Here is a 22400-nt window from a genome sequence, read left to right as displayed (position 1 = left end):
CCTATCGATTGAAGCAAGGTACGGCCTGATCACCGCACCTTAAATTATCTGATGCCTGAGACAAAATTACTTGTGATGTTGCGCAACCAGATTCTGGAAATACGCAATACCGTGTTCACTGATTCCCGAACGTTGCTTGTCAGTCATGATACGCCCCTGACCACGATAACCCCGTGATTTTAAACCACGTTGTACGCTTTCAACCAGTTCAAGATCTTCAGGGCGGAAGACATTGCGATACCATTCAATCAAATCTTTCTGATCTTGGGTCAGCTCTTCATTGGTGAAGAAAATGTCATAGTGCTGCAAAGTGGTTTCCGCATCCATCGGGAACTCATAGATCACCGTCATGAAGTTTGCACCCGGCGGTACGTTAAACATGGTGCACGGCCACGTCCAGAAACCACTAAAGGTCGGATCTTTAACCGATGGATCAAGCTTAAAAGATTTTTCTGAAGAACGTGCATAACCATATTGCAGCGTCCAGTTTTGATGGGTGGTGTGCCAGTATTTATCTACTTGCACCGAATCAGCAAAACCGGGATGTGCTGGGCCACAGTGATAACATTCTAAGTAGTTATCCACGATCACTTTCCAGTTGGCAGGTGTTTCCGTCACGAAACGTGCAGCCAGTTTCAAGTCTTTGATGACCGCACAGGCTTCATTCAGTTTTTGTGCAAATTCAGGCAACTGATCTTCAACACAAGTGGCATTTTCATCCATATTGATAAAGACAAAACCGCCATATTCTTCCACTTTTAATGGCACCATGCTGGAGTTTTGCTTGTCGAAAGACTCAACATGATCACAGTTACGTGCCAGCGCTAAACTACCGTCCAACTTGAATGTCCATGCATGATACGGACAGGTAATCACGTTTTTGGCTTTACCACTACCGCTTAATAGCTCATGACCACGATGCGGGCAGACATTATAGAATGCACGTAATACGCTGTCTTTGCCGCGAATCACGATAATATTTTCCCCAATCACCTTACGGGTAATATAGTCATTGGCTTGGGCAACTTCACTGCCATGTGCCACGCAAATCCAGCTTTTCGCAAAAATTTCTTCTTTTTCGCGCTCAAATACCTGAGATGAGGTATAGAACACTTTTGGAAATGTCCATGCCACATCTGGGTTTGAACAGAAATCTTCTGGTAATTTTTCAACTGCATTCATGGTTTTACTCCATTAAACTGTTTTGTCCTAACGACCGTTTTATCAAAATTGGCTGATGTTCAAATCACTTGAACATTTGCTTTAACGAACTCAGCATGTGCTGATATAAATCCTGTACCACAGGACAATCCCGTACTAAACGTAAACTGCCATGTAGTAATCCTTTGCCGAGATAAAACTCGGCCACAATATTGGCTTGCTTTAACTTGTCCACAAAAATACGTCCGTCATCACACAGCGGATCATATTCAGCCACCGCAACAAAACTGCGTGGCATATCACTGAAATCTTCTGCAAAAAGCGGTGCTAAACGTGTGTCCTGCCAATCACTTTCATTCGGTGCATATTGTTTCAGGTAATAATGCATTTCCTCTAACGTGAGTAACGGCGCCTGTGCATACTGCTGGCAAGACGCGGTATCAAAACTGCTGCCCAAACAGGGATAGATCAAGGTCAAACCACAGGCCTGAGCACCGGTATATTGCAACTGAACGGCCAATGCTGTGGCTAAATTGCCACCCGCACTGTCGCCTGCTAACACAATCTGCATTGGATCAATGTTCCAGTCTGCGCCATGCTCACGTAGCCAGTGATAGGCCGTTTCACAGTCTTCATAAGCAGCTGGAAAATGATGTTCTGGCACCAAACGATAATCCACACTCAGTACCGCAACATTCAGATCACGACATAAATAACGGGTGATAAATTCATGTGAATCCAGATTTCCCAGCATCCAGCCACCACCATGGATAAACAGAATACAAGGCCAACCCGTTTCAGGAGCCTCACCCAAAGGTGAATACAACCGAACATTGACGGGATGAGTTGCATGCGCAACGGTTTTATCTTCAATATTCACCGTACCATCGCGGGGTAAAGTGTAGTGCAAGCACATCGCATCATAGGCTGCACGAATTGAATCAATATCGTTATCCGCTGCTGAATAAATGCTGCTCCAATACACCAGACTTTGCATTTCTTCACTTAACTCATCGCGTGTGTTCGGTTGTGCTGTCATGACAATTCCTTTTGACTGCTTTTATGTGCAACTTGGGTTGCTGCAATATCAATCTGCATCTGTTGATTGGAGTCAGTGTGCTCAAGCGCTTCCAAGTCATTAAAGCTATTCTGCTCGATCAAATGCGATGGCACTTTGGAGTAATCCTCGATCAGCCATTTCACCAAGCCGTAAGTCTGTACCAGAATAATCACAATAAATGGCAAGGCAGTCACAATGGTCGCGGTTTTCATGGTATCTAATGGCGCTTTAGAGAAAATCATCGCAATCGGAACCAGTGTTAACATCACACACCAGAATAAACGCGCATTCGGTGACGGATCCTGTCCTTCACGCAGACCACGGGTACAGGTCGCAGAGACGGCATAGCCCACTGCATCCATATGCGCTGCAAGGAAAATCACCATAATGCCAAGAAACAACCACATCATCAGCTTACCTGCTGGCAATAAACCGAGCAGTTGACCAATCGCCACTTCACCGCCCTGTTGACTCAGAACTTGCGGTACATTCACCATGCCGTGAATGAAGCTGTGAACGCTATAATTTTCAAATACCCCAAAGATGAACCATAAACCAACGCTACCGCCGATAACCATGGCAAGAATCACTTCTTTAATGGTGCGTCCTTTGGATACACGGGTCACAAACAAAGCCACACCGGGTGCATAAGAAATCCACCACAACCAATAGAATACGGTCCATTCACGGGTGAACTTTCCATCGCCCATCGGGTCGGTAAATAAACTCATATCAACAAAGTTGGTCGCCATCAGACCAAAACTCATCAATGAATTATTCATAATGAATTGGGTTGGGCCAAAGCACAGCACATAGATCGCAAACAACACCACACCCAAACACACCATATGGCTTAAACGCTGCATGCCTTTATCCATTCCAACATAAGAGCTGAGTGCGAATAAGATGGATACCACCAAGATGATGATGACTTTAGTCACGAAGGTGTTGGGAATACCTGTCAGCTGCGACAGAATGTTGGTAAAGGTCACGGCAGTCAGTACCAGTGAAATGGTCAAGGCACCAAACATACACAGCAAGAACATCAGATCAACCACACGACCAACTGGACCTGTTGCTTTAAAGCCCGTTACTGCTTCAATCACAGATGCCAGACTCAGCCCTTTATTCTTTCTGACATGGTAGCTATAGCACAGTGAAATCGACGCCAAGGCATAGATCGACCATGCGCTTAGACCAGAGTGAAAGAAGGAATAGGCCACACTGTATTTCAGTGCTTCTGCCGATTCAGGTGCTAAATTTAACCCAGGAGTTTGATAATAATAAGCCCAGTCTAAAAAACCCCAATACAAGGTGGAGGACCCAATCCCCGACAAAATGAACATGAAAATCCATGACATGGTGCTATATTGCGGTTTGCCTTCACCCAGCTTGATTTTGCCGTATTTACTAAAGGCCAAACCAAAGGTAAAAATAATTGATAAAAAAGCAAATAACAGGACTGGCGTGGTGAACATCGAAGTGGTCCACTGCATCCATTTTGCAGCCAGTTGTATTGATTCAGATGAGTAGATTGCCAGACCAGCCACCGATGTAAACACAACGGCAAGACTGGTGATCGCAAGCGTCTTATCTGTATAAGGTTTTGTAATTTGATTATCCATATCTATTCAATCCATCTCGGATAGTGACTATTCCCTAAGGGGTACTTACTCCATCGCGAATAAATCCATTTTCTGCTCAGTCACACAGGAGGCAATCGCATCGCCCACTTCATAGGTCTTGGCAGTTCCACCGACATCAGGCGTTTTTGGACCATGCACCAAGACATGTTCAATTGCCTGCATAATTTCCTGTCCTGCCTGAATCACCTGCTCATCTCCATCTGCTAGAAAATCCAGCATCATCGCACCCGACCAAATGGCAGCAATCGGATTGGCAATCTGTTGTCCGTAAATATCAGGTGCTGAACCATGTACAGGTTCAAATAGCGAAGGAAACTTACGTTCAGGGTTTAAGTTTGCCGAAGCCGCCAAACCAATGGTGCCAGTACAGGCTGGTCCTAAATCCGACAAGATATCCCCGAATAAATTCGACGCTACCACCACATCAAAACGCTCAGGCTGCAAGACAAAACGTGCTGCTAAAATATCAACATGCTGTTTATCTGCCTTGATCTGTGGGTAGTGTTTTGCCATTGCATCGACACGTTCATCCCAGTACGGCATGCTGACGGCAATACCATTGGATTTGGTTGCAGCCGTGATTTTTTTAGCCTCACGCTGATCCGCAAATTCAAAGGCATATTTCAAAATACGATCGACGCCATGACGGGTAAATACCGCTTCCTGCAACACAAACTCGCGATCGGTGCCTTCAAAAGCTTTACCGCCAATGGCAGAGTACTCACCTTCACTGTTTTCACGCACCACATAAAAATCGATATCGCCGGGTTGTTTGCCAGCCAGTGGACATTTCACCCCAGGCATTAACCGAACAGGGCGTAAATTCACATACTGATCAAAACGACGACGGAACTGCAGCAATGACCCCCACAGTGAAATGTGATCAGGCACCTTTTCAGGCCATCCCACCGCACCAAAGAAGATTGCATCATATTCCTGCAGGACCTCAAACCAGTTATCCGGCATCATTTTGCCGTGTTCAAGGTAGTAATCACAGCTGGCCCAATCGAAGCTATCCATTTGAAGTTGAATGCCATATTTGTCTGCTGCTGCCTTTACAACCTTGATGCCTTCTGGTAGAACTTCTAAACCAATCCCATCACCCGCAATCGTGGCAACTTTATACTTTTTTGCCATAACGCACCCTTACACCTTTGGTTAATATCCTTAGCTGTAAACATGCTGTTTTCAGCAACAATGATCAATAAGAAAACTATCACCCCAATGGACACGGATCGTGAATAATCTACCTAACCTATCGGATTTAAAGGTTTTTTGCACAGTCGCAAAACGCAAGAGTTTTGTCGATTCAGCTGAGGAGCTGGGTGCTTCACCTGCATTTATCAGTAAACGCATCAACATTTTAGAAACCAACCTGAACTGCAAGCTGTTTCATCGCAGTACCCGTCATGTCAGTTTGACTGAAGATGGCAAACTGATTCTGGATCGGGTTTCGAATATTCTGGATGAATTTGATGAAATCAGTGAGCTGGTGAATAACCCCTTAAGCACACCCACAGGTCATCTCGATATTGTCAGCAGCTTCGGTTTTGGCCGTAAACATGTTGCGCCTATTCTGTCTAAATTGATGACCATGTACCCCAAACTGGAAATTCAATTTGATACCATCGACAACACCAAGGACCTGATTCAACACAGCATTGATCTGGATATTCGCATTGGCAACGACATTGCCCCCAATATGATCGCGAAAAAAATGGTCTCAAATTTTCGGATTTTCTGCGCAGCCCCCAGTTATCTGTTAAAACATGGCATGCCTGAAAGTCTGGAGGATTTACGTAACCACGATTGCCTGACCATCAGTGAGCGTGACCAATCCTCAGTATTATGGAAATTACGTCATCCTTCGGAAGATCGGTCGGTGCATGTCACGCCGCGCTTTATCTCCAATAATGGCGAAATTATTCATCAACTGGCCATTGAAGGACATGGCATTATCTTACGTTCAATCTGGGATGTCGCCGATGAACTGATTAGCGGTGAATTGCAGCATATCTTGCCTGAATACTGGCAAGATGCCGATGTTTGGGCAGTATATCCTTCTCGCTTAAAAAGCTCGTCTAAACTACAGACCTGTATCTTGTTTATTCAGAATGAACTGATCAACCGCTTACAACATGTTCAGAATCTGACTCGAGGTCAGTTGATCCAGCCGATTGAGCCAATCAATCCAAATACGGAAAAAGTCTTTTTATAATCGCAATCAGCTGCCTGCTTTCTTTTTTCAACCATATCATGCACATTAGCAAGATCATGAATTAACAGGCAGCTTATGAGCACGGCAATATTTGTCCTTATTTTAATCGCAGCGGTATGCCATGCTACATGGAATGCCATTGTAAAAGCAGGCACAAATAAGTTTCTAACCACGGTATTGGTCACTGCCTCAGCAGCAGTTTTAGCAGCGCTGCTCTTGCCCTTCTTCCCAATGCCGCACAGCGACAGCTGGTCTTATATTCTGGCGTCTACCACTATACAAATTTTCTATTTTGGACTGGTGGCTAAAATCTATCGCATCGCCGATATGGGACTGACCTACCCGCTAATGCGTGGCACTGCACCATTGATTGTGGCAATTCTAGGTACATTTTTGCTGCATGAACAACTACAGTTCAATGCATGGCTCGGCATCATCACCATTTCTGTCGGGATCTTATCCATGATCTTGGCTGCTCCCCAAACAGGACGTAAGGGTATTGGTCTGGCTTTGCTGAATGCAGTGCTGATTGCAGGCTATACCTTGCTGGATGGGCATGGGATTCGCCTGTCGGGTTCCCCAATTGCTTATATTCTGTGGAGTTTCGTGCTGTCTGGTCTGATCTTTTTTATGTTTGCCTTAAGAATGCAATATCGTCAGATGGGTGTATATTTCCGTCGTAATTGGCATCTGGGCTTAATTGGTGGCATTGGTTCATTTTTCTCTTATGGCTTGGCGCTATGGGCGATGACCTTTGCGCCTGTTGCCGTTGTGGCGGCACTACGGGAAACCTCAATTCTATTTGCTACATTAATCTCAATTTTTATTCTAAAAGAACGCATCAATGCGGTACGGATTATTTCCTCTTGTCTCATTTTAATTGGGGCTTTGATTCTAAGAATTGCCTAAACAAAAAAGCCAGTCTATCTCAAACAGACTGGCTCATTTTCAGTGCTAAGTTTAGAAGTAATAACCCAGCGATAAATAGAACAGTTTATTCCATTGATTGCTGTCCCCTTGTGCCAGTCCATCTGCGCCACTACCCGTCATTGGGTCATTACGGCTCCAGATATATTCGCCCTGTATGCCGACTTTTTTATAGTTAAAATATAGGCCTGCGATTAAGCGATCTGAATCTTGATAGCCTGATTCATCTTTATAAAAACGACTATATGACACATAAGGTTTAATGTTTTCTAACTGATGGAAAGGTTTGGCAAAGGTGTAGTTAATTTCATTGGCCATATATTTGCCTTTGTTCGCTACTTGATAAGGATAATCAAATGCGCCAATGGTCGAGCTTTTTGGCAAAAGATCATCTGCATTTTTAATATTCTGCTCTCCTGCCAAGAACAACCATTGCCATGCCTGATAATTGGTAGTGCTAAAAACACTCCAAGTACTGCGATGCCCATCTCGATTGGTACGATTATTTTCTAGTTCTGAGTACCAGTAAGAACCGCCAATTTCAGTCGAAAAATTCTGAGATTGATCGAGCTCAAATTTTCGGGATAAGCGTGTCACCCACATATTCTTTTCATCAATATCGGTGCCTTGAGTCAGATCATCTGCCCTCACAAAGTTACCGCTATAGCGACTGGAATCCTTGGAGGTACCTTTGTAATTGCCACCATCGGTTGGATAAAAACCAAGAATGAAATTATACAGATTGTCCTTAAACTGATATTTCACTCCAAGGTTTTGAATGTCTTCCAGTCCAACGGTATTCAGCAAAGTTTCATAATAGCTATTGCCCCATAGTCGTCCAAAGCCAAAATCAACCGATTGAAAACCGAATGTCAGTCGTTGCTGATCCGAGAATTTATAGCCTGCCCAAGCATCTTTTAAAAATAGTGCATCACATAAGCGGTCATACTGGTAGCAACGCACATCCATCGAAGCAATCCAGTCTGGATTTTCATAACTGAGTACCGCTTTGATATCTGCCAGCCGCCAGTCATCATTTTTAGAGCCTTCATTGGCTTCGACAATATAGTCTTTATGGATATAGCGGGTACGGATGGCGCCCGTCAGTTTCAGTTCACCCGCTTGTGTTTTCGGATCACCGATACTGAAATCGGCGGCCAAGACTGGCGTATTTGCCAAGATACTCATTGAACTCAAGAGAAGCAGTGCTTTTTTCATTGTTGTACGTCCTTGTTTAACCTCATATGAAAATGAAGAAATTCATGCAGACAAACAACGCTTAAACTATAAAGTCGGTCTTTACGGAGTGTGTTTAATGGAGACTCATATAAGATAAAAAAAACTTGTAATATAATTTTTCCATTCTTTAAATTAATAAGAAATGAAAAAATGTTAACTTAATAACAAATTCCATTATTTCTTTTTCTGTAGATTTTCTAATCCACCAACCTCTTCTTCATCATAAACTTTCCATTTCTCATCTGGTTGATCTACTGCGATTTGTATACTTCCTTCATTCTTTAAAATTCTAATATTTTCTTTATTCACTTTAGTAGTGAGCTTATCTAATTTTTCTTGAGCAATATCTAAACCAAGCTCTTTGGCCAAATAAAAATAGGCATAGGCAATATTAATATCTTGTTCCACACCATTACCATTTTCATAAATAACACCTAAATTAAATGCAGCTCTCGAATCATCTCCATCTAAAGCTCGTTTATACCAAACGATGGCATCAGGAATAGACTTATCAACACCTATACCTCGTTGAAATGCAGCCGCCACATTAAATTGAGATGAAATAGAGCCTTGCTGAGCAGCTTTTAGTGAATATTCAAAAAAATTTTTTTGATTTACTGGACCATTCCAACCATTACTATAACAATTAGCCAGATTTGATTGTGCAGGGTAATATCCTAGATCAGCAGATTTCTCATAATACTCACAGGCTTTTTTATAATCCTGACGTAAATAAAAGCCATTAAAATACATAAACCCTATAGAATTAATTGCTTCAGGTATATTCTTTTTCATTGCACTTTCATAGTATTCGTATGCTTTTTTATAATCCTGTTTTACTCCATTACCATATGCATACAAACCACTCATATTGTTTTCAGCCAATCCATTATTATCTACAGCCTTGTTATACCAATATATTGCCTTTTTAATATCCTTCTCTTGGTTAAAATATCCATTCTCAAAAATCACACCCATCAAGTTTTGAGCAACTGAATTCCCCCTCTCAGCTTCCATCATGATTTTATCAAAATAATCACGTTTTTCTTCTTCGTTTTGACTTGTTAAAATATCACTCATCTTAGATAAATATAAATTAGAGTTATCGCCTTCTTTATTAACTTTATTGGCATTTACATCACATCCAATTAAGCTCATGGTTAACATTAGAGTAATAAATAAAAGTTTCATTTTAATTGAGTCCTATTTCGTTAAAGGAATAACAAAAGTATAGCTAAGATTATGTTGGATATTGGCTCCCATGCCGACTGGTCAGCTGATAAGACCGATTATCCACGTGAAGTTTGTGAGCATGTTCTGGCTCATAAACTCCCACATGAAGTGGAAGCTGCTTACTTACGAGGAGGTTATCTTGAAAAAGGAAAAGTTTAATGAACGATTGGGCTAAATTCTATAATTCATGAAAGTTAAAAGTATAAAAGGAATGCTTCAGCCATTTGAGGGCAAAGCATACGTTAAAATGTGAAATACTCGGTGCAAGCTTCTTCATTCTGAAATTATATTGCTGAATCAGACCTTACCAACAGCTTTGTGCAACAAAGCCTTTTTACTTTGGGAAAAATAGTATTATTGCCAATATTGATAAACAAAAAGCAGAGAAAATAAAATTTTTTACAACAGATTTATACCACTCCCCATGATTTAGTAATAATAGGTTAAGATTTTTGTCATTCATATTGGGTGCTAATGGAAAGGGGCCTTTAGAAAAAACGGTATCTCTTTTTAGTACTTTTAGCTCTCTAAATCTAGCAGCAGCAAGCATTCCTGTCGTAGTCTCTATTAAAAAGAAGCTAGTCAAATCTAACTTTTTAAACTGTTTCGGATTATCAAAAAGTAAACGAGAGATAGAACTCAGATTCTTTTTAACATATGCATAACTTTTGAAACTAGATATTAAGGAATAAGAAATCCATATTGAACTAATAATTGCAAAAGCTATTTCAAAAGTCTTTTCTAACATTTTATTGGGTCATCCATTCTATACTACGATCAGCACCAGTTCCTATAATCTCACCAATTTGTCCTCCTAATATTCCCCCTCCTATTCCCCCAGCAACAGCACAAGCACCGATAACAATTAATCCAACACCACCTGTTCCAACCCCTATAACTAAGACCGCAGCAGCTGCACCTAGAGAGGCTCCTTTTAATCCTCCATAAATACTCCCTCCTAGCTTTAAGGGTTCTACTAATACGGCTTTTCTAATTTTTTTATTATCCCCCGTTTCAGTTGCTTGGTAAATATTAATTCCAGCTTCCCCAATTCCGACCCCAATCATAAAATTACCGCCTTGTTTAAGAACGCTAGTCACACGTCCAACCTCATTCATATTCTTTAAATAGGCTGGTAAACCACCTTGATAGTAAGCACTTTTTACAAATGCTGTACTTCTCAGATTTTTTCTTAAATTTGTTGTTTGTATTCCCGTATCCCACTTAAACATCCTTTGGGAAATGCTATTTTCAAAATCTCTCAATAAAGCTGCATTGACTGCTTCGAACTTACTAAAGTGTTTAGGATTTGCTAAACGTGTTTTCTTCTGGTGTTCTTGGGCATAATTTTTTACCAATTGGGAATAAGCTCCCAAAGTTCTATTTTTAGTTGCCTCAACAAATAATAGTGCACCATCTACAGTATTTTTTGCTCTTGTTGCTAATATTGTACCAGTACCATCTACATTTTCTATAGGTGTATGGCTAAGGCCAACATAATCTTCATTTATTAAAGAATTATAAAAAAATTCATAATTTTGTGCAAAGAATTCAGCATCAAAATCTTTATCTTTTTTCATTTCCTCTAAGTTTTTAAATGCATCTTGAGCATCCCTTTTATATTTTGGAAGCTCTTTTGCTGTAGTTGAATTTGATAGAACAATGACCATTCCAGGTGACAATATTCGAATAGGCACTATATTCGAAATATGTGGATTGTTTACCCTTAGGATATCCCAATCTGATGCAATTAAAGGCTTCTTAAAAACTCGTTTAGACCAGTCATGCATGGTCTCTGTTTTTTTAACTAAATACCAAGCAACTTCACTATCATTCAAAAAAATTTCCTTAATGTTTTGCTTCACTTTCTCCGTCATTTCTGTAGTCATTTTAATGGTAAAGGTACTATGCGTTTTCTTATTGGGATAAGCTTGTACCGCAATTTTTTGAAGAATTTCACCACGTAAATAGACTTCATAAATCAGAGAAGTATTTAAATTATATATTTCAGTCCAACCTGTTAATCCCTGTTCATCAAAACGTCCATCAAATGCTGTTTTTTTCTTGGTCGAATTATTTATTACAACAAATTTATAAGTTAAATCTTTCAATTTGAGAGGGGCTTGAACACTGAGCTTTAGACGACTGAAATAGGTACTCATAGTTGATCTCCCGAGTCTTCTTCTCCAGCTTGCTCAATTTCATTCATCATTACTAGAGTCGTAATTTGTTGAGCAGATGGTGATGTTTTTAGTTTCATAAATCCTTTTTGGTCAGTTGTGCCCTTTTGAACATTTCCTTCTTCATCAAATAATATGTAAGGTTTATCAGCCATGACCCGACTTTCTTTATTTTTCACCAAGTATTGTAAAACATAAGGATTTTCTACATCGGGTAATGCTGAAATAACTGTATTTACTTTTGCCCCACCCATAAACAAATGCTGCCCTGCCTTCGCTTCAAACTTGCCACTGGTCACAGGGAAAATCCCTGAACCATTCAGCTTAATCTGAGAACCACCCGCAGTAATCACAATCTCTTTCGGGCTAGTGATTTCAATACGATCTTCCGTCGAAATGATCTGAATCCCTTGCTTGGCAAGTAAATCCATCCCACCCCCTTGAGCCTGAACTTCAAACCTACCTTTTGCAGCCACCTGTTTAATCCCATTCTGCGCTGCAAACACACTGATTCTGTTTTGCGCATGTGTGATCAGATTTTTCTGCGTGCTTAGATTGATACTATCGCCCGCAAGCTGGTTAATCTGGCCATCGGCAGAGAGATGAATATCTTCATTGGTACTTAGGCCAATCCCTGCTGGTGAATTGAGTAGTAATAGTGATTTTTTAAATTGTGCAATTTTCTCTTGAATCTGCTCCGCAAATTCTTTCAGTTGATCCAGCGATTCTATTTCATCAGTCTGCTGATTCTTGGCCACTTCGCTTAAGGCTTTGGCATTGCTCTCGTTACCTTCCAGCTGTTGCTTGGCAGGTTGTGCGTCCAGATGTTCACCTTGGGCTTGATTCTGTTTATGTGTGGAAAGCAATAAACCATCGCCTGCACGTACAGCACCCCACTGGTCGGTACGAAGCTCAAAACCTTCACCTCGGTCTTCACTTTCAGCTTTATCTTTGGGATGGCTCAGTTTCCCGAGGTTCAGTTGACTGGCCGCATGGCTACTTTGCAACTGGGCACTGATCTGTCCTGTGGTGTCATCAAAACGCAGTTGGTTAAAACCTTCACCTTGAACTTCTTTGGACTTAATCCCTGCCAGTTTCTTGGTGTCTGGCAGCTTACCTACATGATCAAACTTGGTCGGGCTACGATGGCCTTCATGGATACGTCCCACTACAAATGGACGGTCAATATTGCCATCAAAGAAGTCAATCACCACGATTTCATCAATACGTGGCAAGAAGCGTGCGCCATAACCTTCACCTGCCCAAGGCGTCAGTACATCAACCCAAGCTGAATCGGTGTCATTGTCATTGGCACCCGCACCACCATCGTGGCTATGGTCGTCATTACGAGTGAATAGAAAACGGACTTTAATTCGTCCCCATTCATCCACATGGATTTCTTCACCGCTTGGTCCAACCACTTTGGCACGTTGTGGCGAAGCGACTGGACGGTGTTGTAAGGGATTAAATTCGGGTACGATTTTAATACTACGGCGTTGTAGCGTTAGTTGATTGGCTTGGCGCTCTTCAGTGCTACTTTGTTGGGTTGGCTGCCAGTTGCTTTGCGCTAATAATTGGTTGATTTGCTGATTGAGGTCTTTAGGTAAGTTGTTTTGGTTATAGAAGTTTTTGCCTGTAATCAGAAATTCTTTATCGTTGCCATCGTGTTGATCAATTTCAGGATGTTCGGTCAATTCAAACCAGTAACCGACATGGGTATCGCGGACGGTGCTATCGGCGGTAAATTGTTTGGATTGCAGATCGTAATATTGACCCAGATTCTGATTCAGTTTTTCAATCTGTGAATTGCCCGATGCAGTTGCACCATCTTCCCCATTCAGGTCTTGCATCCAAGCCGGTGAAAAGTGCCATGCCTGTTCTAGCCCTAGACTAGCATTGTCGTATTGAGCACTGTGTTTATGCGTGCTTTGTATGCTGCCGGCACCATCTTCCTGTTCCAGTGCATCAGCTTGCCAACGCTGTACATGCACACTGCTCGGTTGTAAGCTGCGTTGTCCGACCAGCCTGGTCATGCTGTCATATTGTTCGGTGGCACTGCTACGGTGGTAACGAATCGTTCTTCTGTCTAGCGCTTGGTATTGGCTATTGTCATCAATCAGGCGTAGCTTTTGTGGCTGAATCGCTGCACTGCTGAGTGCAACGGTTCGCTCGGCTTCATCAATTAACCAGTTAATGCCTTCGCTACGCATCAAGGATGTTAAAAAATCTTCATCCGATTGGTTATATTGCATAATAAAGGGACGGATATCGTAATCTTGACTGAGTCCACTTAAGTCTAAAGTTAAGCTTGATGCAAATAAGGGACTCTTTTGTTGCCATTCTTTGAAGACAATTTGCACCACATCAGGTACGCTCTTGTTCATAAATACGCGGCTGTTACGGCGCTGTTTCCACAGTGCAGTTGGGTCTTCTAATGTCAGCTTATATACCGTGAGGCTACCATCCGATTGCCCTTGCAGGGCTTGGGTGATAATGCCTGTGACACGGGTCAGTTGACCTTGATCCGTAACGGTGTCAATTGCGGCTTGGCTACCAATAAATTGTTTTAAGGGTATGGTGGCGTTAGTCGACAGGCAAATTAATTCTGCTTTAAAGCCCGCATTCAGTTGATGCTGACCATCAATACGTTGCAGGAACACTTGAGTATTTAAATTTTGATTGGAAAACTGAATATGGATTGCACGTTTTTGTGCAGTAAGGCCCAAACTGTCCAAGGCCTGAAATATATTACTCAACATTATTTTATAAAAAAATTAACTTAAATTTACGCTATTCTATAAATAGCATACAAATCTGTCTATATTTTTAATGTTATGTTCTGCAACGAATTTTGAAATAAAGATTTTATTTTAATATAAGTAATTAGAATGACTAGCAATAATTTTTTTAAGATTATTAAATCAAAATACATCTAAATCGATATGTTTTATCAAATAAGGCCAATTCTCCTTATTTGATAAAACAGCGATGATTTTAAAACTAAGCTGTCGCTTTAAAATAATCTTCTTTGGGCATATCAATCACTTCAACACAGAGCTGAACGGAATAACTGACCTCAGATTGCATATAGTTTTTTTGCTCCAGTTGACGCAACAATGCTGCACCCGCGGCTTGCTTCTGCGCCTGCGTTCGTCCACTCAATATATACAGCTTTAAATGAATATAGGCCTCTTCTGTTTCATTCAAACCGATTAAAAATACGTCATCTTTAAATGCACGGGATTTAATATCATGTGCGATAAATAATTCCGTTTCAACCAATGCAATATTCGCATCTTTTAATAATTGATGTGGATTTAATTCAGTTAAATTGGCTGAATAGTTGGCAATCAAATGCGGCATTTTTTATGATTCCTATTCAATAAATAATAAGGCTAAACGGACTTGATCATACGCCATTCGCGGACTGGTAGCTTCCACAATAGGGCGTAATTTAATTGCACCATCATCAGTAAAATGTTCGGGATTTTTACGTTTATGCAGACGCTTATAAATCTTGCGCACTTCTTCAATCACTTCATCCCCCGGACTGGCCACCGAAATATCCAAGCCCTGCTCTTTATGCAGACGTGCCAGATGATTGATAATCGTTGCAGGGGTTAAACCACGTTCATGTGCAATATCTTCGATTTCATACCCCTCTTCAAATAAAGTGCGGGTTTCATCCAAGGTTGCAGCGGCATAGTTCTGTTTGGCACCCTTGGCAATTTTCTTTTCATTACGGGCAATTTCAGTGGTATTCAAAGTACCGCCACAATGGCGAATAAAGGCATTATGCTGGGTGGTTAAATCAATATTTTCAAAGTTGACTTCCGCTTCACTCGATAATTCCTGAAAACGGCGATCCGCTTTAATTGCCAAGCTATCCAGTTCAAGCGCCTGTTCATTAAAGCCAAGCAGTTTAAGCCCTGTCAGCGATTTTAAGCGTGATAGCGCTACATAGCCCTGACCTTTTTCAAAGGTATGGGTCAGATTGATCTCTGCGGCTTCCAACGTCATTCCCTGACTTTTATGAATAGTAATCGCCCAAGCCAAACGCAACGGAATCTGTTGAAAGCTGGCAATGGCCTTACCCGCTTCATTTTCAATCGACCATGTTTCAGGCTCAACCAAGAAGGTTGTGCCATCGGTCAATTTTACTTTAGGCAAGATTCCCTGTTTATCGTCTTCCTCAAAACCAATCACCTCACCCAAACTGCCATTGATATAACCCATGTCAAAGTTATTTTTGACAAACATCACCTTGGCATTTTTCTTCAAGGTCAGTTCTTCAGGCGCACGCACCGATGATTTTAAGGTTTCCATCAACTTCTCATTGCCATCGACAACCGCATTGAATTGATGGCTCTCATTGTCGATTTCATTCAGATGCTGATAATTAATATTATCGACATCCATATTGTGCGTATATAAACGGGTAAAGGTCTCACCAATATCGTGCTGGCGAGATTGTTGTAAGGCGGTGATGTGATTGCCTTGAATATTCTGGGCACGAATCGCATTTAAAATCTGATTGAGGATTTCATCATCCTGACGATGCTGTTCCGTTAAATAACAGACACGGAATTTGGCTTCGACCCATGCATCAGACATAAAGCAGAATTTATCGCGATTGCTTTCATCCTTTTTACCAACGGGCGGTAACTGAAAGAAGTCACCAGCCACAATCACCTGAATCCCACCAAAGGCCTCATCACTTTCTTTAAAGTATTTCAGGACTTGATTGACCAGATTCAGTTGCTTGGCATGCAACATGGAAATTTCATCAATAATCAGAACTTGGGCATTTTCTAAATGCTCTTTTAAATATTTACGCTCTTTCATTCGCTTGAGGTCATCATCACTCAAACGATCTTTAATCCCAATCCCTGCCCAAGTGTGAATGGTCATACCATTCATATGGGTTGCCGCAATCCCTGTCGATGCGGTAATCGCCACAGGCACTTTACGGGCTTTTAAATAATGGATGTATTGATTAAGCGTATAGGTTTTACCTGCACCAGCTGAGCCCGTTAAAAAAACATTTTCCCCAGCTTTAAGTAACTTGAGTGCAGTCTCTTGTTTCATAATTTCTTCAGTCAAAAACAACAGCGCATAGCTTAACGATTTTTTGCCCAAAATAAAAATGCAATACGAAATCTCGCCGCATTTCCTCACCGAATCGCCACTTTTTGTGAACGATAGCTATCGCATAATTGCATTGACATACAGATGATTTCATTTAATGTGGTTGTTAATGAATTCAGACTTGATCTATAAAAATGACTACTTCAAATCTCTATACATATCAACCAGATATACTAGGTAAAAATTATCAGCAACTGACCTTAAATTTCGCTGATGATTATGATGGAAAAGTTGTTGCTACTTTGGTTCGCAAGAAGGCTGCTGAAGCGACCAAAAAAGCGGTTTTATATATTCATGGTTTTGCAGACTATTTTTTCCAAAAAGAAATGGCTGAACAATTTAATCAGCATGGCTACGATTTTTACGCCCTTGACCTGAGAAAATATGGTCGCTCTCGCCTCCCTCACCAAAAATTCTACTATGTGCTTGATTTACGTGAATACGATGCCGAGATCAGCAAAGCACTGGAAATTATCGGTCAAGAGAATCACAATCAAGTACTATTAGCTGGCCATTCAACAGGCGGTCTAATTGCCACCTTATATGCGGCACATTATCCAGATCATCGCTTAATCAAAGCAGTCTGGAACAATAGTCCATTCTATGATTTCTATAAAAGTGTGCTTGAGAAAAAAGTAGGGATCCCGCTCTTGAGTGAAGTGGGTAAACGCCTGCCGAATGGCAAATTTCCAAGTGGTCTAAATCAATGGTATACCCCAAGCTTACATAAAGATTTTTATGGTGAGTGGGATTTCAATCTCGATTGGAAACCGAAAAGCATGCCTTTTGTGCACTTGTCTTTTGTCACGGCGATTCACGAAGCACAAAAGGAAATTCATCGAGGCGTAACTTTAAATGTACCGACTTTGATCATGCATTCACATCAATCTAACAATCCAAGAAAATGGGGAATCGACGCTCAACAAAGCGATGTGATTCTCGATGTCAAAGACATGACTCAGAATGCCAAGAAAATGAAAGGTGATGTACAAACACTGTCCATTCAAAATGGTCTGCATGATTTGGTTTTATCTGCACCGCCTGTGCGTGCACAGGTATATAAGGATCTGTTTGCTTGGTTAGCAGAAAAAATTCAGTAATACTGACGACCCTTTTAAATATCTGGATGCTCAGTGGTCTTGGTACTTGCTGAGCATATTTTTAGCAGGATGCGAAGCTGGCAGTAATTCCAGTAAACGTTCAGCAGCATCCACCGCTTCAGGCGAATAGGCCAGATGCTTTAATAAAGCGTCACTGCCCTGTGTCTGAAAAATCGCATGACTCAAACGGGATTCCAAGCCATCTCGCCATGCACATAAAAATGGGCTTTCAGTTTTGGCCAAAAAGATGCCCGTATAACATTGCAGTGCGGTACTGATATAACCGGCATCCAAGGCTTGCTCAAGCTGCAAGAAATCTGCCTCAATAGGAACGTTGAGACGATAAGGTCGTGAACCAATTGCATCACCCAAACGATCTCTTAAATGCGACATTTCTGCCTTTAAGGTTCCAAGACTGACTTTACGCTCACCATAGAGAGCCTGATGTAAATTCTCTAAATTCAATCCCTGCGGGCACAAAGCTAAAATCACCAGAATTTCAATTTGTCTTGGAGTTAAAGTCAAATTCTGTCCGTTCATCAAGGCCTGTGCCGTATTAAAGGTCCGTAAATACAATTGTTGTTGCTGTAATTGCTGTACTGCCATTTGCAGAATTGCGGCACAACGCTCGACGGCCAATAACCCTAAACTATTGTGGTTTTCCCATGTGGTGGATAAATCCACCACACCTAAAAGCTGCTTGGAATAAGGGTCAATAATCGGCGCAGCGTAACAAACCCAATCATGTACCGACGCCATATAGTGTTCATTGGAAAATACACAACTGGATTTACGGGTCTTGAGTGAAAGCGCCAAGGCATTGGTGCCAACCAGTTCTTCCTGCCACTGCCCCCCTGCAACAAAGTGAACCCTTTCAGCCGCATTACGCATCTGTGTACAAGACGCCGTCCAGATAATGGTACTGCCCATATCACCGACAGCAAGTACCATTGAAGACTGTTCTGCCACATGCTTGAGATCTTCCCGACAAGCTTGCAAAGCCAAGCTGAGTGAACTTCTTGTTTCAGTCGATTGATTGGATAAAGGTGCAGCCAGACGTTCTTTGGGAATATCTGCCAAACTCGAACGCTCCCATGAACTGGCGATACTCTGTTCCATTTTTTCAGCATGTTGCGGGTTGAGGCTACTTTGCGTCCTCAGTTGTTCAACCTGCTTGCGCTGTTGCAATAATTCCTTTTTTGTATGCATTTGTAATTCCCTACATCCTTGACATGCAATTCCAACCTTTTTCCAACCTTTAGCGCGATATGTTCAGTGTTAATAACGTACTGGGTACTTTATTTAAAAATATCACAACACATAAAGGAGTATGTCTATGCGCTATATTGATCCCAATCAATCTGGTTCAAAAATCCATTTCAAAGACCAGTATGAAAACTTTATCGGTGGGCAATGGGTTGCGCCAGTCAAAGGAGTTTACTTTGACAATATTTCCCCTGTCGATGGCAAAAGTTTTACTCGTATTCCACGCTCCAGTGCCGAAGATATTGAACTGGCACTGGATGCTGCCCATAAAGCCAAGAGAGAATGGAACAAATCCTCTCCGACCACGCGTTCTAATTTGCTACTAAAAATTGCAGACCGCATGGAAGCCAATTTGGAAATGTTGGCGGTTGCTGAAACCTGGGATAACGGTAAGCCAGTCCGTGAAACACTGGCTGCAGATATCCCATTAGCCATTGACCATTTCCGTTATTTTGCAGGCTGTATTCGTGCTCAGGAAGGTGGCATTTCAGAAATTGATGAAGATACCATCGCCTACCATTTTCATGAGCCACTCGGTGTGGTGGGGCAAATCATCCCGTGGAACTTCCCGATCTTGATGGCGGCATGGAAACTGGCACCCGCATTGGCTGCGGGGAACTGTGTGGTGATCAAACCTGCGGAGCAAACCCCAGTTGGTATTTTATTGGTGGCGGAACTGATACAGGATCTATTACCGGCAGGTGTCCTCAATATCGTCAATGGTTACGGCGCCGAAGTGGGTCGCCCACTGGCCGCCAGTCCACGCATTGCCAAAATTGCTTTTACTGGTTCAACCCAAGTTGGGCAATTGATTATGCAATATGCCACTGAAAACATTATTCCTGTGACATTGGAACTCGGCGGAAAATCACCGAATGTATTTTTTGCCGATGTGATGGATCATGACGATGATTTCCTCGATAAAACCCTTGAAGGTTTCGCGATGTTTGCGCTGAATCAGGGTGAAGTCTGCACCTGCCCATCTCGTGCTTTGATTCAAGAAAGTATCGCCGATCAATTTATGGAAAAAGCCATCGAACGGGTCAAGCGCATCAAGCTTGGGCATCCACTCGATACCGACACCATGGTCGGTGCACAAGCCTCCTTAGAACAACAAGAGAAAATCCTGCGTTGTATCGATACAGGCCGACAAGAAGGTGCCGAGGTACTTTTGGGTGGACATGGTCGCAACGAGGTGGGCAATGGTTATTACATCGAGCCGACCATCTTTAAAGGCCACAACCAGATGCAAGTGTTTCAGGAAGAGATCTTTGGGCCTGTACTATCGGTCACCACATTTAAGGATTTTGATGAAGCCATCCAGATCGCCAATGACACCATGTATGGTTTAGGTGCTGGGGTCTGGTCACGTTCAACCCATACCGCTTATCGGGCTGGTCGTGCCATTGAGGCAGGTCGAGTTTGGACCAATTGTTATCATATCTACCCAGCTCATGCTGCATTTGGAGGCTATAAAAAGTCAGGTGTAGGCCGTGAAAACCATAAAATGATGCTCGATCACTATCAACAAACCAAAAACTTGTTGGTGAGTTATTCGACCAAAGCCATGGGCTTTTTCTAGGCGCTCCAAATCGGTTTGCTGACCGGTATAAGCCTTATCTTTAAAGGCTTATACCGGTTTAAATCGATAGCTGTTGGTTTATAAACAAAACCTCTATTTTTCACTAAAACTGAATCACCAAAGCAAATAAAAATTCAATTTCTGCACAGGGTGTGCAACATCGGCATTGCTTTTGCATCTTGCTGATAGAACCATACACGGAGCTTTGTATGAACAATCAAGAACCACTTTCTGCACTTTCAGCATCGACAACCACTTCTGAAGACTATTTTGCCCAAAGAAAACTCAAGCAAGGTGCCGTGGGCTGGTTATTACTGATCGGCTTAGGTGTCGCCTATGTCATTTCAGGTGATTTCGCTGGCTGGAATTTTGGTATCGCTCAAGGCGGTTGGGGCGGCATGTTTGTTGCCACTGCTGTGGTTGCCGTGATGTATCTGTGTCTATGTCTTGCCATGTCTGAAATGGCGACCATGCTACCAACAGCGGGTGGCGGTTACAGTTTTGCCCGCATCGCATTTGGCCCACTCGGTGGTTACTTAACAGGTACCGCGATTCTGATTGAATACGCAATTGCGCCTGCAGCGATTGCGGTCTTTATTGGGGCCTATTGTGAATCGTTATTTGGCATTGGTGGCTGGCAGGTTTATTTAGCCTGTTATCTGATTTTTATGGGTATCCACCTGAAAGGTGCTGGCGAAGCCCTTAAAATTATGTTTGCCATCACCTTGGTTGCGGCGATTGCACTGGCTGTTTTTATCGTTGCGATGTTGCCTCATTTTAATTCGCAAAATCTGTTTGATATTCCTGCAGGACAACAATTTGGCGCAAGCAGCTTTTTACCTTATGGCTATTTAGGTATTTGGGCCGCTGTTCCCTATGCGATCTGGTTTTTCTTGGCTGTTGAAGGTGTACCCTTAGCCGCAGAAGAAGCCAAAGATCCTGCCAAATCACTGCCACGCGGACTGATTGGTGCGATGTTGATTTTAACCGCCTTTGCTTTACTGATTCTATTTTTGGGCGCAGGCGCAGCCGGTGCCAGTACTTTACAACATTCCAGTGCCCCGTTGGTCGATGCCCTCATCAAAGTCTATGGACAAGGCACTTGGTTGGCGAACTTTGTCAATTTTGTCGGTCTTGCTGGACTGGTCGCCAGTTTCTTTTCGATTATCTATGCCTATTCACGCCAAATTTTCGCCCTCTCCCGTGCCGGCTATTTACCCACATCGCTGTCATTGACCAATAAAAACCATGCCCCTTATTTAGCCATCATTATTCCCGGCATTATTGGTTTTCTGCTTTCTTTAAGTAAAGAAGGTGACCTACTGATTTTAATTGCAGTCTTCGGTGCAACCATTTCTTATGTATTGATGATGCTGTCGCATATTAAGCTGCGCGTATCTCGCCCCTTAATGCACCGTCCCTATAAGACACCTGGCGGTATTTTCACTTCGAGTATTGCCTTGATTCTGGCAGCGATTGCAGTTGTTGCAGGCTTTCTGGTCAATCCTAAAGTGTGGTGTATTGCAGCAGGCATTTATATGGTCTTTATTGCTTATTTTATATTTTATAGCCGCCATCGACTCATCCAAGGAACACCAGAAGAAGAGTTTGCCCAGATCACCGCAGATGAAAAGCAATAA

Annotated in this window: 17 protein-coding genes and 1 pseudogene; 6 read left to right on the top strand and 12 right to left on the bottom strand. The window is 42.1% G+C overall.

Annotation, left to right across the window (positions count from 1 at the left end; translation table 11 throughout):
• Positions 1–66: 66 nt before the first annotated feature.
• From cntA to F907_RS09450, 4 genes are all read right to left on the bottom strand, one after another.
• Positions 67–1182 (bottom strand): carnitine monooxygenase subunit alpha, encoded by a 1116-nt coding sequence (cntA, locus tag F907_RS09435; RefSeq protein WP_005274384.1) that lies wholly within the window; start codon positions 1180–1182, stop codon positions 67–69.
• Between the two features lie 64 nt (positions 1183–1246).
• On the bottom strand, positions 1247–2200 hold the full coding sequence (locus F907_RS09440; RefSeq protein ID WP_016652127.1) for an alpha/beta hydrolase: 954 nt from the start codon (positions 2198–2200) through the stop codon (positions 1247–1249).
• Positions 2197–3852: a BCCT family transporter gene (locus tag F907_RS09445; RefSeq protein ID WP_167321493.1), complete on the bottom strand. Its 1656-nt coding sequence runs from the start codon at positions 3850–3852 to the stop codon at positions 2197–2199. The genes F907_RS09440 and F907_RS09445 overlap by 4 nt, the downstream gene beginning before the upstream one ends.
• A gap of 39 nt (positions 3853–3891) precedes the next feature.
• Entirely contained in the window at positions 3892–5004 is a 1113-nt protein-coding gene (locus F907_RS09450) for a tartrate dehydrogenase (protein WP_016652125.1), read from the bottom strand.
• A gap of 100 nt (positions 5005–5104) precedes the next feature.
• Here F907_RS09450 and F907_RS09455 point away from each other — a divergent pair, with 100 nt between their 5' ends.
• Positions 5105–6085 carry a LysR family transcriptional regulator gene (locus F907_RS09455; RefSeq protein WP_016652124.1) on the top strand — a complete coding sequence of 327 codons (981 nt, stop codon included), beginning with the start codon at positions 5105–5107 and terminating at the stop codon, positions 6083–6085.
• A gap of 75 nt (positions 6086–6160) precedes the next feature.
• Positions 6161–6994 (top strand): DMT family transporter, encoded by an 834-nt coding sequence (locus F907_RS09460; protein WP_016652123.1) that lies wholly within the window; start codon positions 6161–6163, stop codon positions 6992–6994.
• A gap of 51 nt (positions 6995–7045) precedes the next feature.
• On the opposite strand, the gene F907_RS09465 is transcribed toward F907_RS09460, so the two are convergent.
• The gene (locus F907_RS09465) at positions 7046–8230 is read right to left on the bottom strand and encodes a porin (RefSeq protein WP_016652122.1); all 1185 of its coding nucleotides are present in this window, start codon (positions 8228–8230) and stop codon (positions 7046–7048) included.
• Between the two features lie 195 nt (positions 8231–8425).
• Complete coding sequence (locus tag F907_RS09470; RefSeq protein WP_016652121.1) at positions 8426–9442, bottom strand: SEL1-like repeat protein; 1017 nt, start codon at positions 9440–9442, stop codon at positions 8426–8428.
• Positions 9443–9517: 75 nt separating this feature from the next.
• On the opposite strand from F907_RS09470, the pseudogene F907_RS0118010 reads away from it, so the two are divergent.
• Positions 9518–9675, top strand: a pseudogene (locus tag F907_RS0118010) (tyrosine-type recombinase/integrase); the annotation flags it as partial.
• Between the two features lie 143 nt (positions 9676–9818).
• On the opposite strand, the gene F907_RS09475 reads toward F907_RS0118010, so the two are convergent.
• From F907_RS09475 to F907_RS09495, 5 genes are all read right to left on the bottom strand, one after another.
• On the bottom strand, positions 9819–10232 hold the full coding sequence (locus F907_RS09475; protein WP_016652119.1) for a hypothetical protein: 414 nt from the start codon (positions 10230–10232) through the stop codon (positions 9819–9821).
• 1 nt (position 10233) lies between these two features.
• Complete coding sequence (locus F907_RS09480; RefSeq protein ID WP_016652118.1) at positions 10234–11646, bottom strand: hypothetical protein; 1413 nt, start codon at positions 11644–11646, stop codon at positions 10234–10236.
• Positions 11643–14423, bottom strand: a complete 2781-nt coding sequence (locus F907_RS09485) for a type VI secretion system Vgr family protein (RefSeq protein ID WP_016652117.1) — start codon at positions 14421–14423, stop codon at positions 11643–11645. Before F907_RS09485 ends, F907_RS09480 begins: the two co-directional genes overlap by 4 nt.
• A gap of 241 nt (positions 14424–14664) precedes the next feature.
• Positions 14665–15027 carry a 5-carboxymethyl-2-hydroxymuconate Delta-isomerase gene (locus F907_RS09490; RefSeq protein ID WP_016652116.1) on the bottom strand — a complete coding sequence of 121 codons (363 nt, stop codon included), beginning with the start codon at positions 15025–15027 and terminating at the stop codon, positions 14665–14667.
• Positions 15028–15039: 12 nt separating this feature from the next.
• Entirely contained in the window at positions 15040–16752 is a 1713-nt protein-coding gene (locus tag F907_RS09495) for an AAA family ATPase (RefSeq protein WP_016652115.1), read from the bottom strand.
• Positions 16753–16946: 194 nt separating this feature from the next.
• Here F907_RS09495 and F907_RS09500 point away from each other — a divergent pair, with 194 nt between their 5' ends.
• A complete protein-coding gene (locus F907_RS09500) occupies positions 16947–17912 on the top strand; it encodes an alpha/beta hydrolase (protein WP_016652114.1) in 966 nt (321 codons plus the stop codon).
• Positions 17913–17942: 30 nt separating this feature from the next.
• On the opposite strand, the gene F907_RS09505 is transcribed toward F907_RS09500, so the two are convergent.
• Entirely contained in the window at positions 17943–19121 is a 1179-nt protein-coding gene (locus tag F907_RS09505; RefSeq protein ID WP_016652113.1) for a hypothetical protein, read from the bottom strand.
• 127 nt (positions 19122–19248) lie between these two features.
• Between F907_RS09505 and exaC the strand changes: the two genes are divergently transcribed.
• Both exaC and eat read left to right on the top strand, forming a co-directional pair.
• A complete protein-coding gene (exaC, locus tag F907_RS09510) occupies positions 19249–20760 on the top strand; it encodes an acetaldehyde dehydrogenase ExaC (protein WP_016652112.1) in 1512 nt (503 codons plus the stop codon).
• A gap of 209 nt (positions 20761–20969) precedes the next feature.
• Positions 20970–22400 (top strand): ethanolamine permease, encoded by a 1431-nt coding sequence (gene eat / locus F907_RS09515; protein WP_016652111.1) that lies wholly within the window; start codon positions 20970–20972, stop codon positions 22398–22400.

Origin of the sequence: Acinetobacter colistiniresistens (assembly GCF_000413935.1) — a bacterium.
GTDB lineage: Bacteria > Pseudomonadota > Gammaproteobacteria > Pseudomonadales > Moraxellaceae > Acinetobacter > Acinetobacter colistiniresistens.
Note: the sequence above shows the minus strand (reverse complement) of the source record. Positions and strands in the feature narration are given on the sequence as shown.

Coding starts and splice junctions, on each gene's coding strand:
- F907_RS09505 (WP_016652113.1), bottom strand. CDS start 19,121: ATGCATACAAAAAAGGAATTATTGCAACAGCGCAAGCAGGTTGAACAA.
- F907_RS09470 (WP_016652121.1), bottom strand. CDS start 9,442: ATGAAACTTTTATTTATTACTCTAATGTTAACCATGAGCTTAATTGGA.
- F907_RS09485 (WP_016652117.1), bottom strand. CDS start 14,423: ATGTTGAGTAATATATTTCAGGCCTTGGACAGTTTGGGCCTTACTGCA.
- cntA (WP_005274384.1), bottom strand. CDS start 1,182: ATGAATGCAGTTGAAAAATTACCAGAAGATTTCTGTTCAAACCCAGAT.
- F907_RS09460 (WP_016652123.1), top strand. CDS start 6,161: ATGAGCACGGCAATATTTGTCCTTATTTTAATCGCAGCGGTATGCCAT.
- F907_RS09440 (WP_016652127.1), bottom strand. CDS start 2,200: ATGACAGCACAACCGAACACACGCGATGAGTTAAGTGAAGAAATGCAA.
- F907_RS09465 (WP_016652122.1), bottom strand. CDS start 8,230: ATGAAAAAAGCACTGCTTCTCTTGAGTTCAATGAGTATCTTGGCAAAT.
- F907_RS09490 (WP_016652116.1), bottom strand. CDS start 15,027: ATGCCGCATTTGATTGCCAACTATTCAGCCAATTTAACTGAATTAAAT.
- F907_RS09475 (WP_016652119.1), bottom strand. CDS start 10,232: ATGTTAGAAAAGACTTTTGAAATAGCTTTTGCAATTATTAGTTCAATA.
- eat (WP_016652111.1), top strand. CDS start 20,970: ATGAACAATCAAGAACCACTTTCTGCACTTTCAGCATCGACAACCACT.
- F907_RS09480 (WP_016652118.1), bottom strand. CDS start 11,646: ATGAGTACCTATTTCAGTCGTCTAAAGCTCAGTGTTCAAGCCCCTCTC.
- F907_RS09495 (WP_016652115.1), bottom strand. CDS start 16,752: ATGAAACAAGAGACTGCACTCAAGTTACTTAAAGCTGGGGAAAATGTT.
- F907_RS09500 (WP_016652114.1), top strand. CDS start 16,947: ATGACTACTTCAAATCTCTATACATATCAACCAGATATACTAGGTAAA.
- exaC (WP_016652112.1), top strand. CDS start 19,249: ATGCGCTATATTGATCCCAATCAATCTGGTTCAAAAATCCATTTCAAA.
- F907_RS09450 (WP_016652125.1), bottom strand. CDS start 5,004: ATGGCAAAAAAGTATAAAGTTGCCACGATTGCGGGTGATGGGATTGGT.